The sequence below is a fragment of the Bosea vaviloviae genome (assembly GCF_001741865.1).
In the GTDB taxonomy this organism is placed as follows: domain Bacteria; phylum Pseudomonadota; class Alphaproteobacteria; order Rhizobiales; family Beijerinckiaceae; genus Allobosea; species Allobosea vaviloviae.
The window spans coordinates 3,895,481-3,910,883 of the sequence record NZ_CP017147.1 but is presented as its reverse complement, the minus strand read 5'-3'; the positions used below and the strand labels follow the sequence as shown (position 1 = coordinate 3,910,883).

The window sequence follows — 15,403 nt, the reverse complement described above, 5'->3', positions numbered from 1 at the left end:
ATGGCGGGCAGCGGCATTCTCGGCATGGCGATCCTGGCCGACACGCTCGACTGGCCCTTCTTCGAGGATCGCCATCGTCGCTTCGCCGAAGCGCTTTCGGCCTGGGCCGACACCACCCTGCCCGGCTTGCCGCATGACGATGTCGACGTAGCCTGCGGAGCCCGCGTCAAGGCACTTGGCGAGGCGGGCTTCCTCAAGGCCGTGGTGCCGGCAGCCTATGGCGGCCTGAGCGAGACGCTCGACGTCCGCACACTCTGCCTCGCCCGCGAGATCCTGGCGGCGCGTGACGGGCTCGCCGATTTCGCCTTCGCCATGCAGGGGCTTGGCACGGGGTCGATCACGCTCGCGGGCTCAGAGGCGATGAAGCAGCGCATCCTGCCCGGCATCCGCGACGGCAAGCGCATCGCCGCCTTCGCATTATCGGAAAAGGAGGCCGGTTCCGACGTCGCCGCAATGGCGACGACCGCGACGCCGGACGGCAACACGCATATCCGGATCGACGGCGAAAAAACCTGGATCTCGAATGGCGGCATTGCCGACCACTATGTCGTCTTCGCCCGCTCCGGCGAGGCGCCCGGCGCGCGCGGCCTCTCGGCCTATCTGGTCGAGGCGGACACGCCCGGCCTGAGCATTGCCGAGCGCATCGATGTGATCGCGCCGCACCCGCTCGCCACCTTGAGCTTCGATGCCTGCCGCATCCCGCTCGAGAACCGCATCGGCGGCCCCGGCGACGGTTTCAAGGTCGCGATGGCGACGCTCGACATCTTCCGCTCGACAGTCGGCGCAGCCGCACTCGGTTTCGCACGGCGGGCGCTGCACGAGACGGTCTCGCACGCCAATGGCCGCAAGCTGTTCGGCGGCACGCTCGGCGACCTGCAATTGTCGCAGGCCGCGATCGCCGACAGTGCGGCCGAGGTCGATGCCGCAGCGCTGCTGGTCTATCGCGCCGCCTGGACCAAGGATCGCGGCGCACCCCGCGTCACCCGCGAGGCGGCGCTCGCCAAACTCGTCGCAACAGAGAACGCCCAGCGCGTCATCGACCGTGCCGTCCAGATCCATGGCGGGCTCGGTGTGACCAAGGGCGTCAAGGTGGAGGAGTTGTACCGGGAAATCAGGGCCTTGCGTATCTATGAGGGCGCCAGCGAGGTCCAGAAGGTCGTGATCGCACGCGACCTGCTGAAGACACATGCCGCTAGGCGGGGGGCGAGATGACAGCAACCGGATTCACGAGATCGGGACATGAGGACGGTTTCGCGCGGGACAACCTGCCGCCGCGCGAGAGCTGGCCCGATCTCAGGCTGGCAGAAGCGGGGCTGACCTATCCGGAACGGCTCAACGTCGTCACGGAGCTGCTCGACCGCCATGTCTTCGAAGGGCGCGGCGGCCGGACCGCGATCATCGCGGGCGATCTGCACTGGAGCTATGCCGATCTCGCCGAACAGGTGAACCGCATCGCCAATGTGCTGATACGAGACCTCGGCATGGTCGCGGGCAACCGCGTGCTGCTGCGCGCCGCCAACACGCCGATGATGGTGGCAAGCTATCTCGCCGTGCTGAAGGCCGGCGGCGTCGTGGTCGCGACCATGCCGATGCTGCGCGCGGGTGAGCTGGTCTATCCGATCCGCAAAGCGAAGATTTCGCTGGCGCTGTGCGACCATCGCTTGCTCGCCGATCTGGAGGCAGCCCAGGCCCAGGCGCCGGAGCTGACACGGATCGTGAGCTGGGGCGACGACGCGACTGGTGGCCTCGACACGCTGATGCGCCAGCCCGGTTATGAGGATTTCACCGCCGCCGACACGGCAAACGACGATGTCTGCCTGATCGGCTTCACCTCCGGCACCACCGGCGAGCCCAAGGGCACGATGCATTTCCAGCGCGACATCCTGGCAATCTGCGACTGCTATGGCGCCCGCGTGCTCAAGGCCGATCCGGACGATCGCTTCATCGGCTCGCCGCCGCTCGCCTTCACCTTCGGGCTCGGCGGGCTCGTGCTCTTCCCGATGCGGATCGGCGCGGCGATGATCCTGCCGGAGAAGGCCGGTCCACCCGATCTGATCGACGCGATCGAGCGTCACAAGGCCTCCGTCGTCTTCACGGCGCCGACGGCCTATCGCGCCATGCTCGACCGGCTCGAAGGGCGCGATATCTCCAGCCTGCGCATCTGCGTCTCGGCTGGCGAGGCCCTGCCCAAGCCAACTTTCGAGGCTTGGGCTGCCAAGACCGGCCTGCCGCTGATGGATGGCATCGGCGCGACCGAGATGCTGCACATCTTCATCGGCGCACCGCGCGAGACAATCAGACCGGGCGCGACCGGTCTCCCCGTCCCCGGCTATGAGGCCAAGATCATCGACGAGGCCGGCGTCGAGTGCCCCGACGGCACACCCGGCCGGCTGGCGGTGCGCGGCCCGACAGGCTGCCGCTACCTCGCCGATGCGCGCCAGGCCAGATATGTGCTGGATGGCTGGAACATCACCGGCGACACCTATCTGCGCGATGCGGACGGCTATTTCTGGTATCAGGCCCGCTCCGACGACATGATCATCTCGGCCGGCTACAACATCGCCGGCCCCGAGGTCGAAATCTGCCTCCTGACGCACCCTGCGGTCGCCGAATGCGGTGTCGTCGGCGCGCCCTGCCCGGACCGGGGGCAGATCGTCAAAGCCTATGTCGTGCTGCGCGACGGCTTCGAGGGCAACGCAAACCTCGTCAAGGCGTTGCAGGAGCACGTGAAAGCGCATATCGCGCCCTATAAATACCCGCGTGCCGTCGCCTTCGTGACGGCCCTGCCCAAAACGCCGACCGGCAAGCTGCAGCGCTTCGCATTGCGCGAAATCGCGCGTAGCGAGGCCTGACCCTTCTTCGAAACACGAGCCGGAACGGCCCAACCGAGGCGACACCATGTCGAGTGCTGCAACACAACGCGCCATCCTGCCGGAGGGCTGGCCCACGCCACGCGGCTATGCCAACGGCATGGTCGCGGAGGGGCGCGTCCTGGTCACCGGCGGGCTCGTCGGCTGGGACGCGGCCGGCATCTTCGCGCAGGGCTTCCTGCCGCAGCTTCGGCAGACGCTGATCAACATCAAGGCCGTGGTCGAGGCCGGTGGCGGGCAGGTCGAGGATATCGTCCGGCTGACCTGGTACGTCACCGACATCGCGACCTATCGCTCCAGCCTGAAGGAGATGGGTCCGGTCTATCGCGAGGTGCTCGGCCGGCATTTCCCCGCCATGGCCGTGGTGCAGGTGGTGGCGCTGGTCGAGCCGCAGGCCCTGATCGAGATCGAGGCGACCGCGGTCATCGGCCGCTGAAGGCCTGACCCGTGAAGGCCTGGCCCGGCGCGGCGATTATGTTTCCATATGTTTCGAAGCCTGCATTTCGAAAACAATCGAAACCAAGATCTTTTCCGCAATGGCACAGGCTTAGCGATCCGGCATGAGTTGCTCCTTGACTCTGTTTGCGCCGTCGACCGGCGGCAATCAGTGATGGAGACATTTCATGTCCAGCATCGGCAGCGTTGGCGGCTTTCGTCCGCCTCCGCCGAAACCACCCAGCTTCGATACGTTAGACGGCGACAGCAGCGGCTCGCTCAGCCTCGACGAGTTCCAGAGCGGAGCTCCCAAGGGGGCTGACAGTGCCAAGAACGAAGCGCTTTTCAAGGCGATCGACAGCGATAGCGACGGCTCGGTTACAAAGGCGGAGTCGGATGCGTTCAAGGCCAAGGCCGAAAAGGCAGGCCAGCAGTTGCAGTCGTTCCTGTTCGGACTTCAATCCGGCCAGACCAGCAGCGCCAGCGACAGCACGACAAGCGACGATCAGGATATCTTCTCGCAGATCGATGCGAACTCCGACGGCGGCATCGCCAAGGACGAGTTTACCCACGCCTTCTCCATGGGCACGAGCGACTCGACCAGCGCCTTGGGCGACCTCTTCGACGCGATCGACTCCAACTCCGACGGTTCGATCTCGAAGGACGAGACCAAGGCCTTCCAGGACACGCTCAAGGTCGCCGGACCGCCGCCGCCGCCACCTCCTCCGCAGGACGCCTCCAGCGAGGATTCCGACGATCAGGACATCTTCTCGCAGCTCGATGCGAATTCCGATGGCAGCGTCGCCAAGGACGAATTCCTGAGTGCGCTGTCTTCCGACACGACGGCTTCGAGCGATCTTCTGAGCAAGCTGTTCGATGCAATCGATTCCGACAAGAACGGATCGATTTCCAAGGACGAGCAGACCGCCTTCCAGCAAGCGTCGGACAAGCGCGGGCCTCCGCCCCAGCCCCCCGCCGCGTTCCTCAACGCCTCGCAGAGCTATGGCAACATCTACCAGTGGGGAGCCTCGAGCTCCGCAACCAGCAGCTATTCGCAGGCGGCGTGATCCCCATCGCCTGATCAACTCCGGCCGGCAGAATGCCGGTCGGCGTCTCCTAGATACTTGCGTCTCCAAGATACTTGCGTCTCTCAGATACCTGCGCCGTCCTGCAACGCCGAGCCTGCGCGCTCGCGCCACAGCAGCGCATGGAGCTTGCGCAGCAAGGGCCGCAAGGCGAGATCTCCGAGCGCCAGCGCGCCAGATATGCCGACCTGCTCGGTTACCGCCCAGGCCGCCAGGAACAGCCCGGCGGTGCTCAATAGCCGCCAGCTCACCGCAGCCAGCCACAACCGGCGATCGGGCGTGCCGGAACGGCCGACGGTCTTGATGAGCGCCTGCCGCAGGCGCGCCAGCGGGCCGGTCGCTGCACCGCCGGCCGAGCCTGCGCCCGCAGCCGCCTCGACGAAACCGAAAGCGACCGTCTCGTTGCTGATCCGGTCGATCAGGATGAAGCCGCCAAGCTCACGGTTCTCCTGGTAAGGCAGGGCGATAATGGGCTTGTCGAGCTTCAAGCTAACGAAGCCGATACCGTTCATGCGCAGGCTCTGGGCCGGCACCGGACGGAAACCTTCGATATCGATGCTGTGATGCAGCGCGTCCAGCGTCGCATTGGCGCTTTGCGTCGCGAGCTTGAGCAGGAACTGGCCGCCCTGCAGCAAAGCCCGCTCGCCGGTCCAGAGCAGGCGCGCCTTCACTTCGCGGCTGACCGGCACGGGTGAAGACGCAGCGACGATGACATCGCCGCGCGAGACATCGACATCGTCTTCCAGCGTCACGGTCACCGCCAGGCCTACGGCGGCGTTGCTGGCCTCGCCTGCCGCGCCGATCAAACGGGCGATGCGACTCGCGCGACCCGAGGGCAGGACAGTCACGGCATCGCCGACGCGCGCGCGACCGCGCACGGCCAGACCGGCATAGCCGCGGAAATCGAGATTGGGCCGGTTGACCCATTGCACCGGCAGCACGAAGCCCTCTTCGCCGTGCTGCTCCGGCGCGACCGCGATGGTTTCGAGCAGGGGCAGCAGCGCCGGGCCGTCATGCCAGGGCATCGCGGGCGAGCGACGCATCACATTCTCGCCGTCGCGCGCCGAGACCGGGATGAAGCGGACCGAGGCGAAGCCCAGCGACTTCGTCGCCTCGCGATAATCCTCGACGATGCGGCGGAAGACGGTCTCGTCATAGCCGACGAGGTCCATCTTGTTGACCGCGACCACGACATGGCGGACGCCGACCAGCGAGACGATGAAGGAATGCCGCCGCGTCTGCGGCAGCAGGCCCTTGCGCGCATCGATCAGGATGATGGCGAGATCGGCGGTCGAGGCGCCTGTCGCCATGTTGCGGGTGTATTGCTCGTGGCCGGGCGTGTCGGCGACGATGAAGCTGCGCTTCTCCGTGGCGAAATAGCGATAGGCGACATCGATGGTGATGCCCTGCTCGCGTTCGGCCGACAGGCCGTCGACGAGCAAGGCGAAATCGGGCTGCGTCCCTTGCGTGCCGAATTTGCGGGAATCGGCGTCGAGCGTGTCGAGCTGATCGTCGAGCACCGCGCCGGCCTCGTAGAGCATCCGGCCAATCAGCGTCGACTTGCCGTCATCGACCGACCCGCAGGTGATGAAGCGCAGCAAGGAATGCTGGCCCGAGGCCTCGAGCCCGGTCGAGTCATTGGCAGGAACCTGCCCGGCAGCAGGCCCCGAGGACCGCTTCTCCTTGGCCAGCGCGGTCATCAGAAATAGCCTTCCTGCTTCTTCTGCTCCATCGAGCCTGCGCCGTCATGGTCGATGACGCGGCCCTGCCGCTCCGACGAACGCGAGGAGCGCATCTCGGCGATGATCTCGGTCAGGCTCGCGGCTTCGCTCTCGACCGCTCCCGTCAGGGGATAGCAGCCGAGCGTGCGGAAGCGGACCATGCGGCTCTCGACGACCTCGCCTGGCAGGAGCTCCATGCGCTCGTCGTCGCGCATGATCCAGGCGCCGTCGCGCTTCACCACCGGGCGCGGAGCGGCGAAATAAAGCGGCACGACCGGAATATTCTCGAGCGCGATGTAGTCCCAGACGTCGCGCTCGGTCCAGTTGGAGAGCGGGAACACGCGAAAACTCTCGCCCTTGTGCTTGCGGGTGTTGAACAATTGCCAGGGCTCGGGCCGCTGGTTCTTTGGGTCCCAGCGATGCTCGGGCGAGCGCAGGGAGAAGACACGCTCCTTGGCGCGGCTCTTCTCCTCGTCGCGCCGGGCGCCGCCGAAGGCCGCGTCGAATTTGTGCAGGTCGAGCGCCTGTTTCAGGCCTTGCGTCTTCATCACATCGGTATGGATGCGCGAGCCCGAGGCGAAGGGGCCGATGCCGGCCTTCACGCCCTCCTGGTTGACATGCACGATGAGATCGAGCCCGAGCCGGTCGGCGGTCTCGTCGCGGAAAGCGACCATCTCGCGGAACTTCCAGGTCGTATCGACATGGAGCAGCGGGAAAGGCGGCTTGGCCGGATAGAACGCCTTCATGGCGAGATGCAGCAGGACGGCTGAATCCTTGCCGATCGAATAAAGCAGCACCGGCTTGTCGCAGGTCGCCACGACTTCGCGGATGATGAAGATCGCCTCGGCTTCGAGCTTCTGGAGATGGCTGAGCTGGATCATGCGCTGGCCCCCAGCGAAGCGGGCTTCGCCCGCGTCAGCTTCCCGTCCGGCCCGACATGGAGCCCGCATTCCTTGGCCGCATCATCCTCCCACCACCAGCGCCCGGCCCGCTCATGCTCGCCGGGGCGGATGGCGCGCGTGCAGGGTTGGCAACCGATCGAGACGAACCCCTTCTCGTGCAGCGGATTGAGCGGAACGCCATTCGCCTTGGCGAAGGCGAGCGTTCTGTCGCGCGACCAGTCGAGCAATGGGCTGAGCTTGATCAGGCCCCTCGCCGCCTCGGCCTCGGCGAAGCGGACGCCGCCGCGCGCGGCCGACTGGTCGGCGCGCAGGCCGGTGATCCAGATGTCGGCGCCGGCCAGCGCCCGTCCGAGCGGCTCCACCTTGCGAATGTCGCAGCAGGCCTTGCGCGCCTCGCGCGAGGTGTAGAAGCCGTTGAGGCCATGCGCGCTGACAAACCCTTCGACCGCGTCATGACGCGGGTAGAACGGCAGTATCCTGGCGCCGAAATGCGCTTCGGTCTCTTTCCAGAGCGCATGGACCTCCGGAAACAGCCTGTCGGTGTCGAGCGTCACGATCTCGACCGGAAGTCCGGCAGCGATGATGAAATGGGTGAGGACCTGGTCCTCCAGACCGAAGCTGGTGGTGAAGACGAGGCGACCATGCGCGGTGGCCGCGGCGCCAGTGAGCCGGGCGACGACATCCGCCGCGCCGAACGCCTCGTTCAAGGCAAGGGCCCGCTGCTCCAGCGACGTGCCGGCAGTCTGGGCATCCGAAGCGGTGATCTGACCGGGTAGGCCCGGCGCATTCAAAGGATCGGCGGACATCGGTTTTCGCTAGGTGAAGCGTTCGGTAAATCGAACGCTTCACCTAGTCCCGAAAGCCGGAATGATCAATTCACAGGCAGTAGCGTGGTTTTTCTTATTTCACTTCAAAAGGAGAAAAACCTTCCGCAGCGAGGCAAACGGCCCGTTTTCACCGCGGAATAACGGGCCGCTCGCGCCCGTGCGGGACTTCAAATCCCGCGCGTCGCCCCGCCGTCGATGCGGATCTTGGCGCCGGTGACATAGCTCGCCCGCGTGCTGACCAGGAAGGCGACGACATCAGCGAATTCCTGCGCCGTGCCGTAGCGCCCGACGGGAATCGTCGCGCGCGAGACCTTGGCCGCCTCGTCGGGCGTGATGCCGGTGCGGTCGGCGGCGGCCTTGTCGAGCTGGTCGACGCGCTCGGTATGGATGCGCCCCGGCAGGACGACATTCACCGTGACGCCTTGCGCGGCGACTTCGGCTGAGAGTGTCTTCGACCAGCCGATCACCGCTGAGCGGATGCCGTTCGACAGCGCCAAACGCGGGATCGGCTGCTCCACGCCGGACGAGGCGATGGTGACGATGCGGCCGAAACCACGGCCGGTCATGCCGGGCAAAAGGCCCTGCGCGAGGTGGAAGAGGTTGGCCGCCATCCCCTCGAAATGCTTCAGCCAATCCTCGCGCTTGGCCTCGCGCGCCTCGGCCGGCGGCGGGCCGCCCGAATTGCCGATCAGGATGTCGACGCCCCCAGTGCCATTGAGCTCACCGAGAAAGGCGTCGACGGCGGCGATATCCGCCAGATCGAGGCTCGCGGCGGAGATGCGCCCGCGCACCTCTGCGGGACAGTCGGCGATCCAGGCATTGGTCGCGGCGACATTGCGCGCGGCCGCGATCACCGTCGCCCCCTCCGTCGCGAGCGTCCGGGCGATGGCTGCGCCGAGGCCGCGGCTCGCGCCCAGCACCAGCGCGCGCTTGTCGTGAAGGCCGAGATCCATGATGTGCTCCGTCCGGTTTCCAGGGCGCACGCATTCGCGCGCGGTCGGCTCGCTGATAGCGGCTCGGCCTCGCCAAGGGAATGGCTGCCTTCGCCGGGGCAGACACGACGGGGACGCGTTTCGCTGGTGCGTGCCAGGTTGCGCGGGAGCGTGCTAGGCTGCAGCCGGCATCGCCTTTCGACCAGATTGACAGACGGCATCGGGCAGCAGAAAATTGTGCGAAATCAAAATAATAGTGCGGTAATCGCACGTTTTGGGAGGGGTATCATGCCGAAATCGACAACCGCACTATCACGCCGCGCCTTGCTGACCCTGGGCGGCACGGCTCTGATGCTCGCCTCCGCGCCGGTACAGGCGCAGGCACAGCAGACCGTCAAGATCGGCCTGATCCTGCCGATGACCGGCCCCTTCGCCGGGGCGATCGGCCGCCAGATCGAGGCTGCCGCGAAGCTCTACATGGCCCAGAACGGCGCAAGCGTCGCGGGCAAGACGATCGAACTGATCATCAAGGACGATACCGGCACGCCCGACGTTACTCGCCGCATCGCGCAGGAGCTGCTGGTCAACGACAAGGTCTCCTTCCTGGCCGGTTTCGGGCTGACCCCGCTCGCCTTCGCGGTCGCGCCGCTGGCGACGCAGTCGAAGACGCCGCAGATCGTCATGGCGGCAGGCACCTCCTCGATCACCGAACAATCCCCCTTCATCGTGCGAACCTCCTTCACCTTGCCGCAGGTGACAATCGGCATCGCCGACTGGGCCTCAAAGAACGGCATCAAGAAGGCGATGACGCTGGTCGCCGATTACGGCCCGGGCCTCGACGCTGAGAAGGCCTTCAAGGAGCGCCTGACAGCCGCCGGCGGCGAGATCACCGGCGAGATCCGAATCCCGCTGCGCAATCCCGATTTCTCGCCCTTCCTGCAGCGCGTCACGGACGCCAAACCCGATGCGCTCTTCGTCTTCGTGCCATCGGGCCTCGGCGTGCAGTTCATGAAGCAATTCGTCGAGCGCGGCCTGGACAAGTCCGGCATTCGGCTGATCGCGACCGGCGACGTCACCGATGACGAGTCGCTCGACAGCATGGGCGACGTCACGCTCGGCCTCGTCACCACGCACCACTATTCGGCGGCCCATCCCTCGCCCGAGAACAAGGCCTTCGTCGAGGCCTTCCGCAAGGCTGCCAATGTGCGGCCCAATTTCATGGCGATGGGCGGCTGGGACGGCATGCACCTGATTTACCAGGCGCTGAAGAAGACCAATGGCGACACCGACGGCACCAAGCTGGTCGAGGCGATGAAGGGCATGAGCTGGGTCAGCCCGCGAGGGCCGATCTCGATCGACCCCAAGACGCGCGACATCATCCAGAACGTCTATGTCCGCAAGGTCGAGAAGGTGAATGGCGAACTCTACAATGTCGAGTTCGCGACCTTCGAGGCCGTGCCGGACCCGGTGAAGGCCGCGAAGTGAGGCACTGATCATCAAGACCGCAAGCGTCATTGCGAGCACCCGGGTCTTGCCTTCGGCAAGCCCGAGTACAGGCTCCGCGAAGCAATCCAGAGCGGCCGTGCTCGACCTCCCCCTGGATTGCTTCGTCGCTGCGCTCCTCGCAATGACGATCTAGCGCTGGCAACAACCCAAGAGCGGAGCCCTCCTTGCTGACCATCCTGTTCGACGGGATCGCCTATGGCATGCTGCTCTTCGTGCTGGCGGCGGGGCTGGCCGTGACGCTCGGCTTGATGAACTTCGTCAACCTGGCGCATGGCGCCTTCGCCATGGCCGGCGGCTACGCCACCGTGATCCTGATGAACCGGCTCAGTGTGCCGTTCCTGCTCTGCCTGCCGCTCGCCTTCCTGTTCAGCGCAGCGTTGGGACTGGTCTTCGAGCGCGCGCTCTATCGGCACATGTATGAGCGCAGCCATCTCGACCAGGTGCTGTTCTCGATCGGCCTGGTTTTCATGTCGATCGCCGCGACCGACTATCTGATGGGCTCGCAGCAGCAGAGCATCCATCTGCCGGCCTATCTGCAGGGCCGCGTCTTCATCGGCGGGGTCGGCATCGGCATCTACCGGCTCTTCATCGTGATCCTCTGCGGCCTGATGGCGCTTGGCCTGCAATGGATGCTGGCGAAGACGCGCTTCGGCAGCCAGTTGCGGGCCGCCGTCGATGACCGGCGCGCGGCGCGCGGGCTTGGCATCCCGGTGGTCAAGGTCTTCGCCATCACGTTTGCCTTCGGATCCGGGCTGGCGGGGCTGGGAGGCGCGCTGGGCGCCGAGATCGTCGGGCTCGATCCGACCTTCCCGCTCAAATTCATGCTCTACTTCCTGATCGTGGTTACGGTTGGCGGCACCTCGAGCCTGACCGGGCCGCTGCTGGCGGCGCTCATGCTCGGCGTCGCCGACGTGATGGGCAAATATCTCGTGCCGCAGCTTGGAGCCTTCATCATCTATGCGATCATGCTCGCGGTCCTGATGCTCAGGCCGCAGGGCCTGTTCGCGCGTGGGCGCTGAGATGCTCAGCAAACCTCCCAGCACCCGGCCACCGGAGGCGCAAGCCCCCTCGCCCGCTACCTTCCTGAAAGCGAAGGCAGCCTGGCGCTGGCCGGAAATCCTGTTTTGGATCAGCGCCTTCGGATTGATTCTTCTGTTTCCGAATCGCCATCTCCTGCTCAACGAAATCGCGATCCTGGGGCTGTTTGCGCTCTCGCTCGACCTGATCCTGGGCTATGCCGGAATCGTCTCGCTCGGCCATGCCGCCTTCTTCGGCGTCGGGGCCTATGCGGCGGGACTGCTGGCCAAGCACGGCGTTTCCGAGCCGGTGACGGGGCTGCTTCTGTCCGGAGCGGCGGCCGGTTTCGTCGGCTTCCTCGCCAGTTTCATGATCCTGCGCGGCACCGATCTGACCCGGCTGATGGTGACGCTCGGCGTCGCCTTGATCTTCCACGAACTCGCCAACCGGCTCGACTGGATCACCGGCGGTGCGGACGGCTTGCTCGGCGTCTCGGTCGGCCCGATCCTGGGGCGCTTCGATTTCGATTTCGCCGGCACCACGGCCTATACCTACAGCCTGACCTCGACATTCCTGCTCTTCCTGCTGGCAAGGCGGATCGTGCATTCGCCTTTCGGCCTGTCGCTGAAGGCGCTCAAGGACAACCGCCTGCGCGCGGCGACGATCGGCATCGCGCCGAACCGACGCATCGTCGCGATCTACACATTGGCCGCCATCTATGCCGGCATGGCGGGCGCGCTCCTCACCCAGACGACGCAGTTCGTCTCGCTGGAGGTGCTCGATTTCGCGCGCTCGGCCGACGCGTTGCTGGTGCTCGTCATCGGCGGCTCCGGCTATCTCTATGGCGGGCTGATCGGCGCGATCGCCTTCAAGCTGATGAAGGACACGCTCTCGGCGATGACGCCGGCCTATTGGATCTTCTGGATGGGCTTCATCCTGGTGATCCTCGTGCTGATCGGCCGCGACCGCTTGATGGCCACGCTGGCCAGGCCTTTTGCCCCGCTGCTCAGGCTGCTGGGAGCGCGCCGGCCATGACGCTTCCCACTCAGACGCTTGCCCTCCAAACGCTTGCCCTCCAAACCCTCGGCCTGAGCAAATCCTTCGGCGGCTTCAAGGCCAATTCCGAGATCTCGCTTTGCGTCGCCAAGGGCGCGCGCCATGCGCTGATCGGCCCCAACGGCGCCGGCAAGACCACCTTCATCAACCTGCTCACGGGCGTGTTGCCGGCGACCTCCGGCACGGTCCGGCTGCTGGACGAGGACGTGACGCGCCTCAGCCAGCAAGGTCGCGTCAAGCGCGGCATGGCGCGGACCTACCAGATCAACCAGCTTTTTGCCGACCTCACGCCGATCGAGACCGTCGGCCTCGCCATCGCCGAGCGCGAGGGCGCCGGTGCGCGCTGGTGGAGCCGCGTCGGCCAGAACAGCGCGGTCGTCGACGAGGCCGAGGCGCTGCTCACGCGCATGAAGCTCGGCGGGATGATGACCTGGCGCACCGCGACGCTGCCCTATGGCAAGCAGCGGCTGCTCGAGATCGCGCTTGCCATGGCCTGCAAGCCGAAACTGCTCCTGCTCGACGAGCCGGCGGCCGGCGTGCCCGAAGATGAACGCCACGACGTGCTCGACAGTGTCGAGGCGCTGCCGCAGGACGTCACCGTCCTGCTGATCGAGCACGACATGGAGCTGGTCTTCTCCTTCGCCGACCGGATCTCGGTCCTGGTCCAGGGTCAGCTCTTCGCGGAAGGCGGCGTCGAGGAGATTTCGACCGACCCTCGCGTGAAAGCCGTCTATCTCGGGGAGGACGCGCATGTCTGAGCCCCAAACTCTCTTATCTAAGTCCCAAAACATCTCCGGCCTGCTCGAAATCGACGACCTCGTCGCCGGCTATCGCGAGGCGGTCGTCATCAACGGGCTGTCGCTGCGGCTCGCGGACGGCAAGGCGCTGGCGCTGCTGGGGCGCAACGGCACCGGCAAGACCACGCTGATCGACACGATCATGGGGCTGACCCGCCATGTCTCCGGCCGCATCCGCTTCAAAGGCGAGGACATCACCCATTTGCCGCCCGAAAAGCGTGCGGCGATCGGCATCGGCTGGGTTCCGCAGGAGCGCAACATCTTCCGCTCGCTCACGGTCGAGGAGAACCTGACCGTGGTTCAGCGCGGCACAGCCTGGACGGTCGCTCGCGCCTATGCATTGTTCCCACGTCTCGGCGAGCGCCGCCGCAATCTCGGCAACCAGCTCTCCGGCGGCGAACAGCAGATGCTGGCGGTCGCGCGCGCCCTGATGCTCGACCCCGACCTGCTGCTGCTCGACGAGCCGCTGGAGGGCCTCGCCCCGATCATCGTCGATGAATTGCTGGCTGCGATCGCCCAGCTCAACCGCGAGGACGGCCTGACCACGATCCTGGTCGAGCAGAAGGCGCGCAAGATCCTGCCTTTCACCGACGAGGCGATCATCCTCGACCGGGGCGCCATCGTCCACGCCGCGCGCTCCGAGGCGCTCCTGGCTGACGAGACGGCCATGTCCGCCCATCTCGCCGTCGCCGAACGGCCGGCCCGCTCGCGACGGTCACCAGCATCCCGCAACTAGACCTGCCCACAACTAGACCTGCCCACAACCAAGCCTGATCCGAGGACCAAGACCATGACGACCAGGACCAAGCCACCCTTCCGCGCCGACATGGTCGGCAGCCTGCTGCGCACCGCCCCTCTCAAGCAGGCCCGCGAGGCGCACGCCACTGGTGCGCTCGATGACGCCGCCTTCAAGGCGATCGAGGATGCCGAGATCCGCAAGCTGATCGGCAAGCAAGAGGCGATCGGCCTGAAAGGCGTCACCGATGGCGAGTTCCGCCGCGCCTATTGGCATTTCGACTTCATGGAGGAGCTCGACGGCATCGAGGCGATCACCGCCGATTCAGGCATGAATTTCAAAGGCGGCGTCGGCATCGCCAAATCGCTGCGCATCGTTGGGAAAGTCGGCTTCAGCGGCCACCCGATGATCGAGCATTTCAAGTTCCTGCGGGACAATGTCTCCCCGGGCTCGACGCCGAAGATGACCATTCCCGGCCCGAGCATGCTGCACTACCGGGGAGGCCGGAAGATGATCAATATGGGCATCTACCCGCAGATGGAGGCGTTCTACGGCGATGTCGGCGCGGCCTATAACAAGGCCGTCCACGCTTTCTACGATGCCGGCTGCCGCTATCTGCAGCTCGACGACATCTCGTTTGCCTATCTCTGCGACCCCGACCAGCGCGAGATGCTGCGGGCCCGCGGCGACGACCCCGAGCATCAGCCCGAGATTTATGCCGCCATGGTGCGGGCCGCGCTCAAGGACAAGCCGGCAGACCTCGCCATCACCATGCATCTGTGCCGTGGCAATTTCCGTTCGACCTTCATCGCGTCCGGCGGCTACGAGCCGATCGCCGAACTCCTGTTCAACACCATGCCGGTCGACGGCTATTTCATGGAGTGGGACAATGACCGCTCCGGCGGCTTCGAACCCCTACGCTTCCTGCCCAAGGGCAAGCATGTCGTGCTCGGGCTGGTGACCTCGAAAACCGGCGTGCTGGAGAGCAAGGACGATCTCAAGCGCCGCATCGACGAGGCCTCGAAATTCGTCGCGCTCGACCAGCTATGCCTGTCCCCGCAATGCGGCTTCGCCTCGACCGAGGAAGGCAATACGCTGGCCGAGGACGAGCAGTGGCGGAAGCTCGAACTGATCGTGGAAACGGCACGTGAAGTTTGGGGCTGAGGCCCGTCCAACCCGTCTTGCGCTAACCACGATGGCGGTTTTCCGCCATTAGGCGCCTGCTGAACGCGTGATGTGAACTGTGGTTCGCAATGCATTCATCCTCCACTGACGCAAGGACAAGCGGCCTCTGGTAGTGAGTCGTTAAGCCTGATCCAGGGGGAAACGGGCATTCGGAGACCGGCGCGACCCGCGCCGGCATTCGGGCGCCAGCATCTCGACTCGGAATCCGGCGAAACAACACCGTCTTGCCGGACGGGCCGAGGCTTCCGCGTTGCGCTCACTACGCTCCAAGACCACACGCCGTCGCACCGCTTCGCCGCGGCTGCCGCACGTCATGCTCCCAACGCCGTCGCCC

14 protein-coding genes are annotated in these 15,403 nt (G+C 65.8%); 10 read left to right on the top strand and 4 right to left on the bottom strand.

Going from position 1 to position 15,403, the window contains the following annotated elements:
- The 4 genes from BHK69_RS17905 to BHK69_RS17890 all read left to right on the top strand — a co-directional run bounded on the left by BHK69_RS17905 (position 1) and on the right by BHK69_RS17890 (position 4,372).
- On the top strand, positions 1–1,212 hold the full coding sequence (locus BHK69_RS17905) for an acyl-CoA dehydrogenase family protein (protein WP_244548233.1): 1,212 nt from the start codon (positions 1–3) through the stop codon (positions 1,210–1,212).
- Positions 1,209–2,852 (top strand): benzoate-CoA ligase family protein, encoded by a 1,644-nt coding sequence (locus BHK69_RS17900; protein WP_069691276.1) that lies wholly within the window; start codon positions 1,209–1,211, stop codon positions 2,850–2,852. Before BHK69_RS17905 ends, BHK69_RS17900 begins: the two co-directional genes overlap by 4 nt.
- A 46-nt stretch (positions 2,853–2,898) precedes the next feature.
- Positions 2,899–3,306: a RidA family protein gene (locus BHK69_RS17895; protein ID WP_069691275.1), complete on the top strand. Its 408-nt coding sequence runs from the start codon at positions 2,899–2,901 to the stop codon at positions 3,304–3,306.
- A 187-nt stretch (positions 3,307–3,493) separates the two neighbouring features.
- Positions 3,494–4,372 carry an EF-hand domain-containing protein gene (locus tag BHK69_RS17890; RefSeq protein ID WP_069691274.1) on the top strand — a complete coding sequence of 293 codons (879 nt, stop codon included), beginning with the start codon at positions 3,494–3,496 and terminating at the stop codon, positions 4,370–4,372.
- Between the two features lie 83 nt (positions 4,373–4,455).
- On the opposite strand, the gene cysN is transcribed toward BHK69_RS17890, so the two are convergent.
- The 4 genes from cysN to BHK69_RS17870 all read right to left on the bottom strand — a co-directional run bounded on the left by cysN (position 4,456) and on the right by BHK69_RS17870 (position 8,793).
- The gene (gene cysN / locus BHK69_RS17885) at positions 4,456–6,090 is read right to left on the bottom strand and encodes a sulfate adenylyltransferase subunit CysN (RefSeq protein ID WP_069691273.1); all 1,635 of its coding nucleotides are present in this window, start codon (positions 6,088–6,090) and stop codon (positions 4,456–4,458) included.
- A complete protein-coding gene (cysD, locus tag BHK69_RS17880; RefSeq protein WP_069691272.1) occupies positions 6,090–6,992 on the bottom strand; it encodes a sulfate adenylyltransferase subunit CysD in 903 nt (300 codons plus the stop codon). Before cysD ends, cysN begins: the two co-directional genes overlap by 1 nt.
- Complete coding sequence (locus BHK69_RS17875) at positions 6,989–7,819, bottom strand: phosphoadenylyl-sulfate reductase (RefSeq protein ID WP_083269518.1); 831 nt, start codon at positions 7,817–7,819, stop codon at positions 6,989–6,991. The genes cysD and BHK69_RS17875 overlap by 4 nt, the downstream gene beginning before the upstream one ends.
- Positions 7,820–8,007: 188 nt before the next feature.
- Positions 8,008–8,793, bottom strand: a complete 786-nt coding sequence (locus tag BHK69_RS17870; protein WP_069691271.1) for an SDR family oxidoreductase — start codon at positions 8,791–8,793, stop codon at positions 8,008–8,010.
- A 330-nt stretch (positions 8,794–9,123) separates the two neighbouring features.
- Here BHK69_RS17870 and BHK69_RS17865 point away from each other — a divergent pair, with 330 nt between their 5' ends.
- The 6 genes from BHK69_RS17865 to BHK69_RS17840 all read left to right on the top strand — a co-directional run bounded on the left by BHK69_RS17865 (position 9,124) and on the right by BHK69_RS17840 (position 15,048).
- Positions 9,124–10,257, top strand: a complete 1,134-nt coding sequence (locus tag BHK69_RS17865; RefSeq protein WP_148663680.1) for an ABC transporter substrate-binding protein — start codon at positions 9,124–9,126, stop codon at positions 10,255–10,257.
- Between the two features lie 185 nt (positions 10,258–10,442).
- Positions 10,443–11,297: a branched-chain amino acid ABC transporter permease gene (locus BHK69_RS17860; RefSeq protein ID WP_069691269.1), complete on the top strand. Its 855-nt coding sequence runs from the start codon at positions 10,443–10,445 to the stop codon at positions 11,295–11,297.
- A 1-nt stretch (position 11,298) separates the two neighbouring features.
- The gene (locus BHK69_RS17855) at positions 11,299–12,330 is read left to right on the top strand and encodes a branched-chain amino acid ABC transporter permease (RefSeq protein ID WP_083269867.1); all 1,032 of its coding nucleotides are present in this window, start codon (positions 11,299–11,301) and stop codon (positions 12,328–12,330) included.
- The gene (locus tag BHK69_RS17850; protein WP_069691268.1) at positions 12,327–13,109 is read left to right on the top strand and encodes an ABC transporter ATP-binding protein; all 783 of its coding nucleotides are present in this window, start codon (positions 12,327–12,329) and stop codon (positions 13,107–13,109) included. Before BHK69_RS17855 ends, BHK69_RS17850 begins: the two co-directional genes overlap by 4 nt.
- 31 nt (positions 13,110–13,140) lie before the next feature.
- Complete coding sequence (locus BHK69_RS17845) at positions 13,141–13,884, top strand: ABC transporter ATP-binding protein (protein WP_069693764.1); 744 nt, start codon at positions 13,141–13,143, stop codon at positions 13,882–13,884.
- 54 nt (positions 13,885–13,938) lie between these two features.
- Entirely contained in the window at positions 13,939–15,048 is a 1,110-nt protein-coding gene (locus BHK69_RS17840; RefSeq protein ID WP_069691267.1) for a 5-methyltetrahydropteroyltriglutamate--homocysteine S-methyltransferase, read from the top strand.
- Positions 15,049–15,403 lie beyond the last annotated feature (355 nt).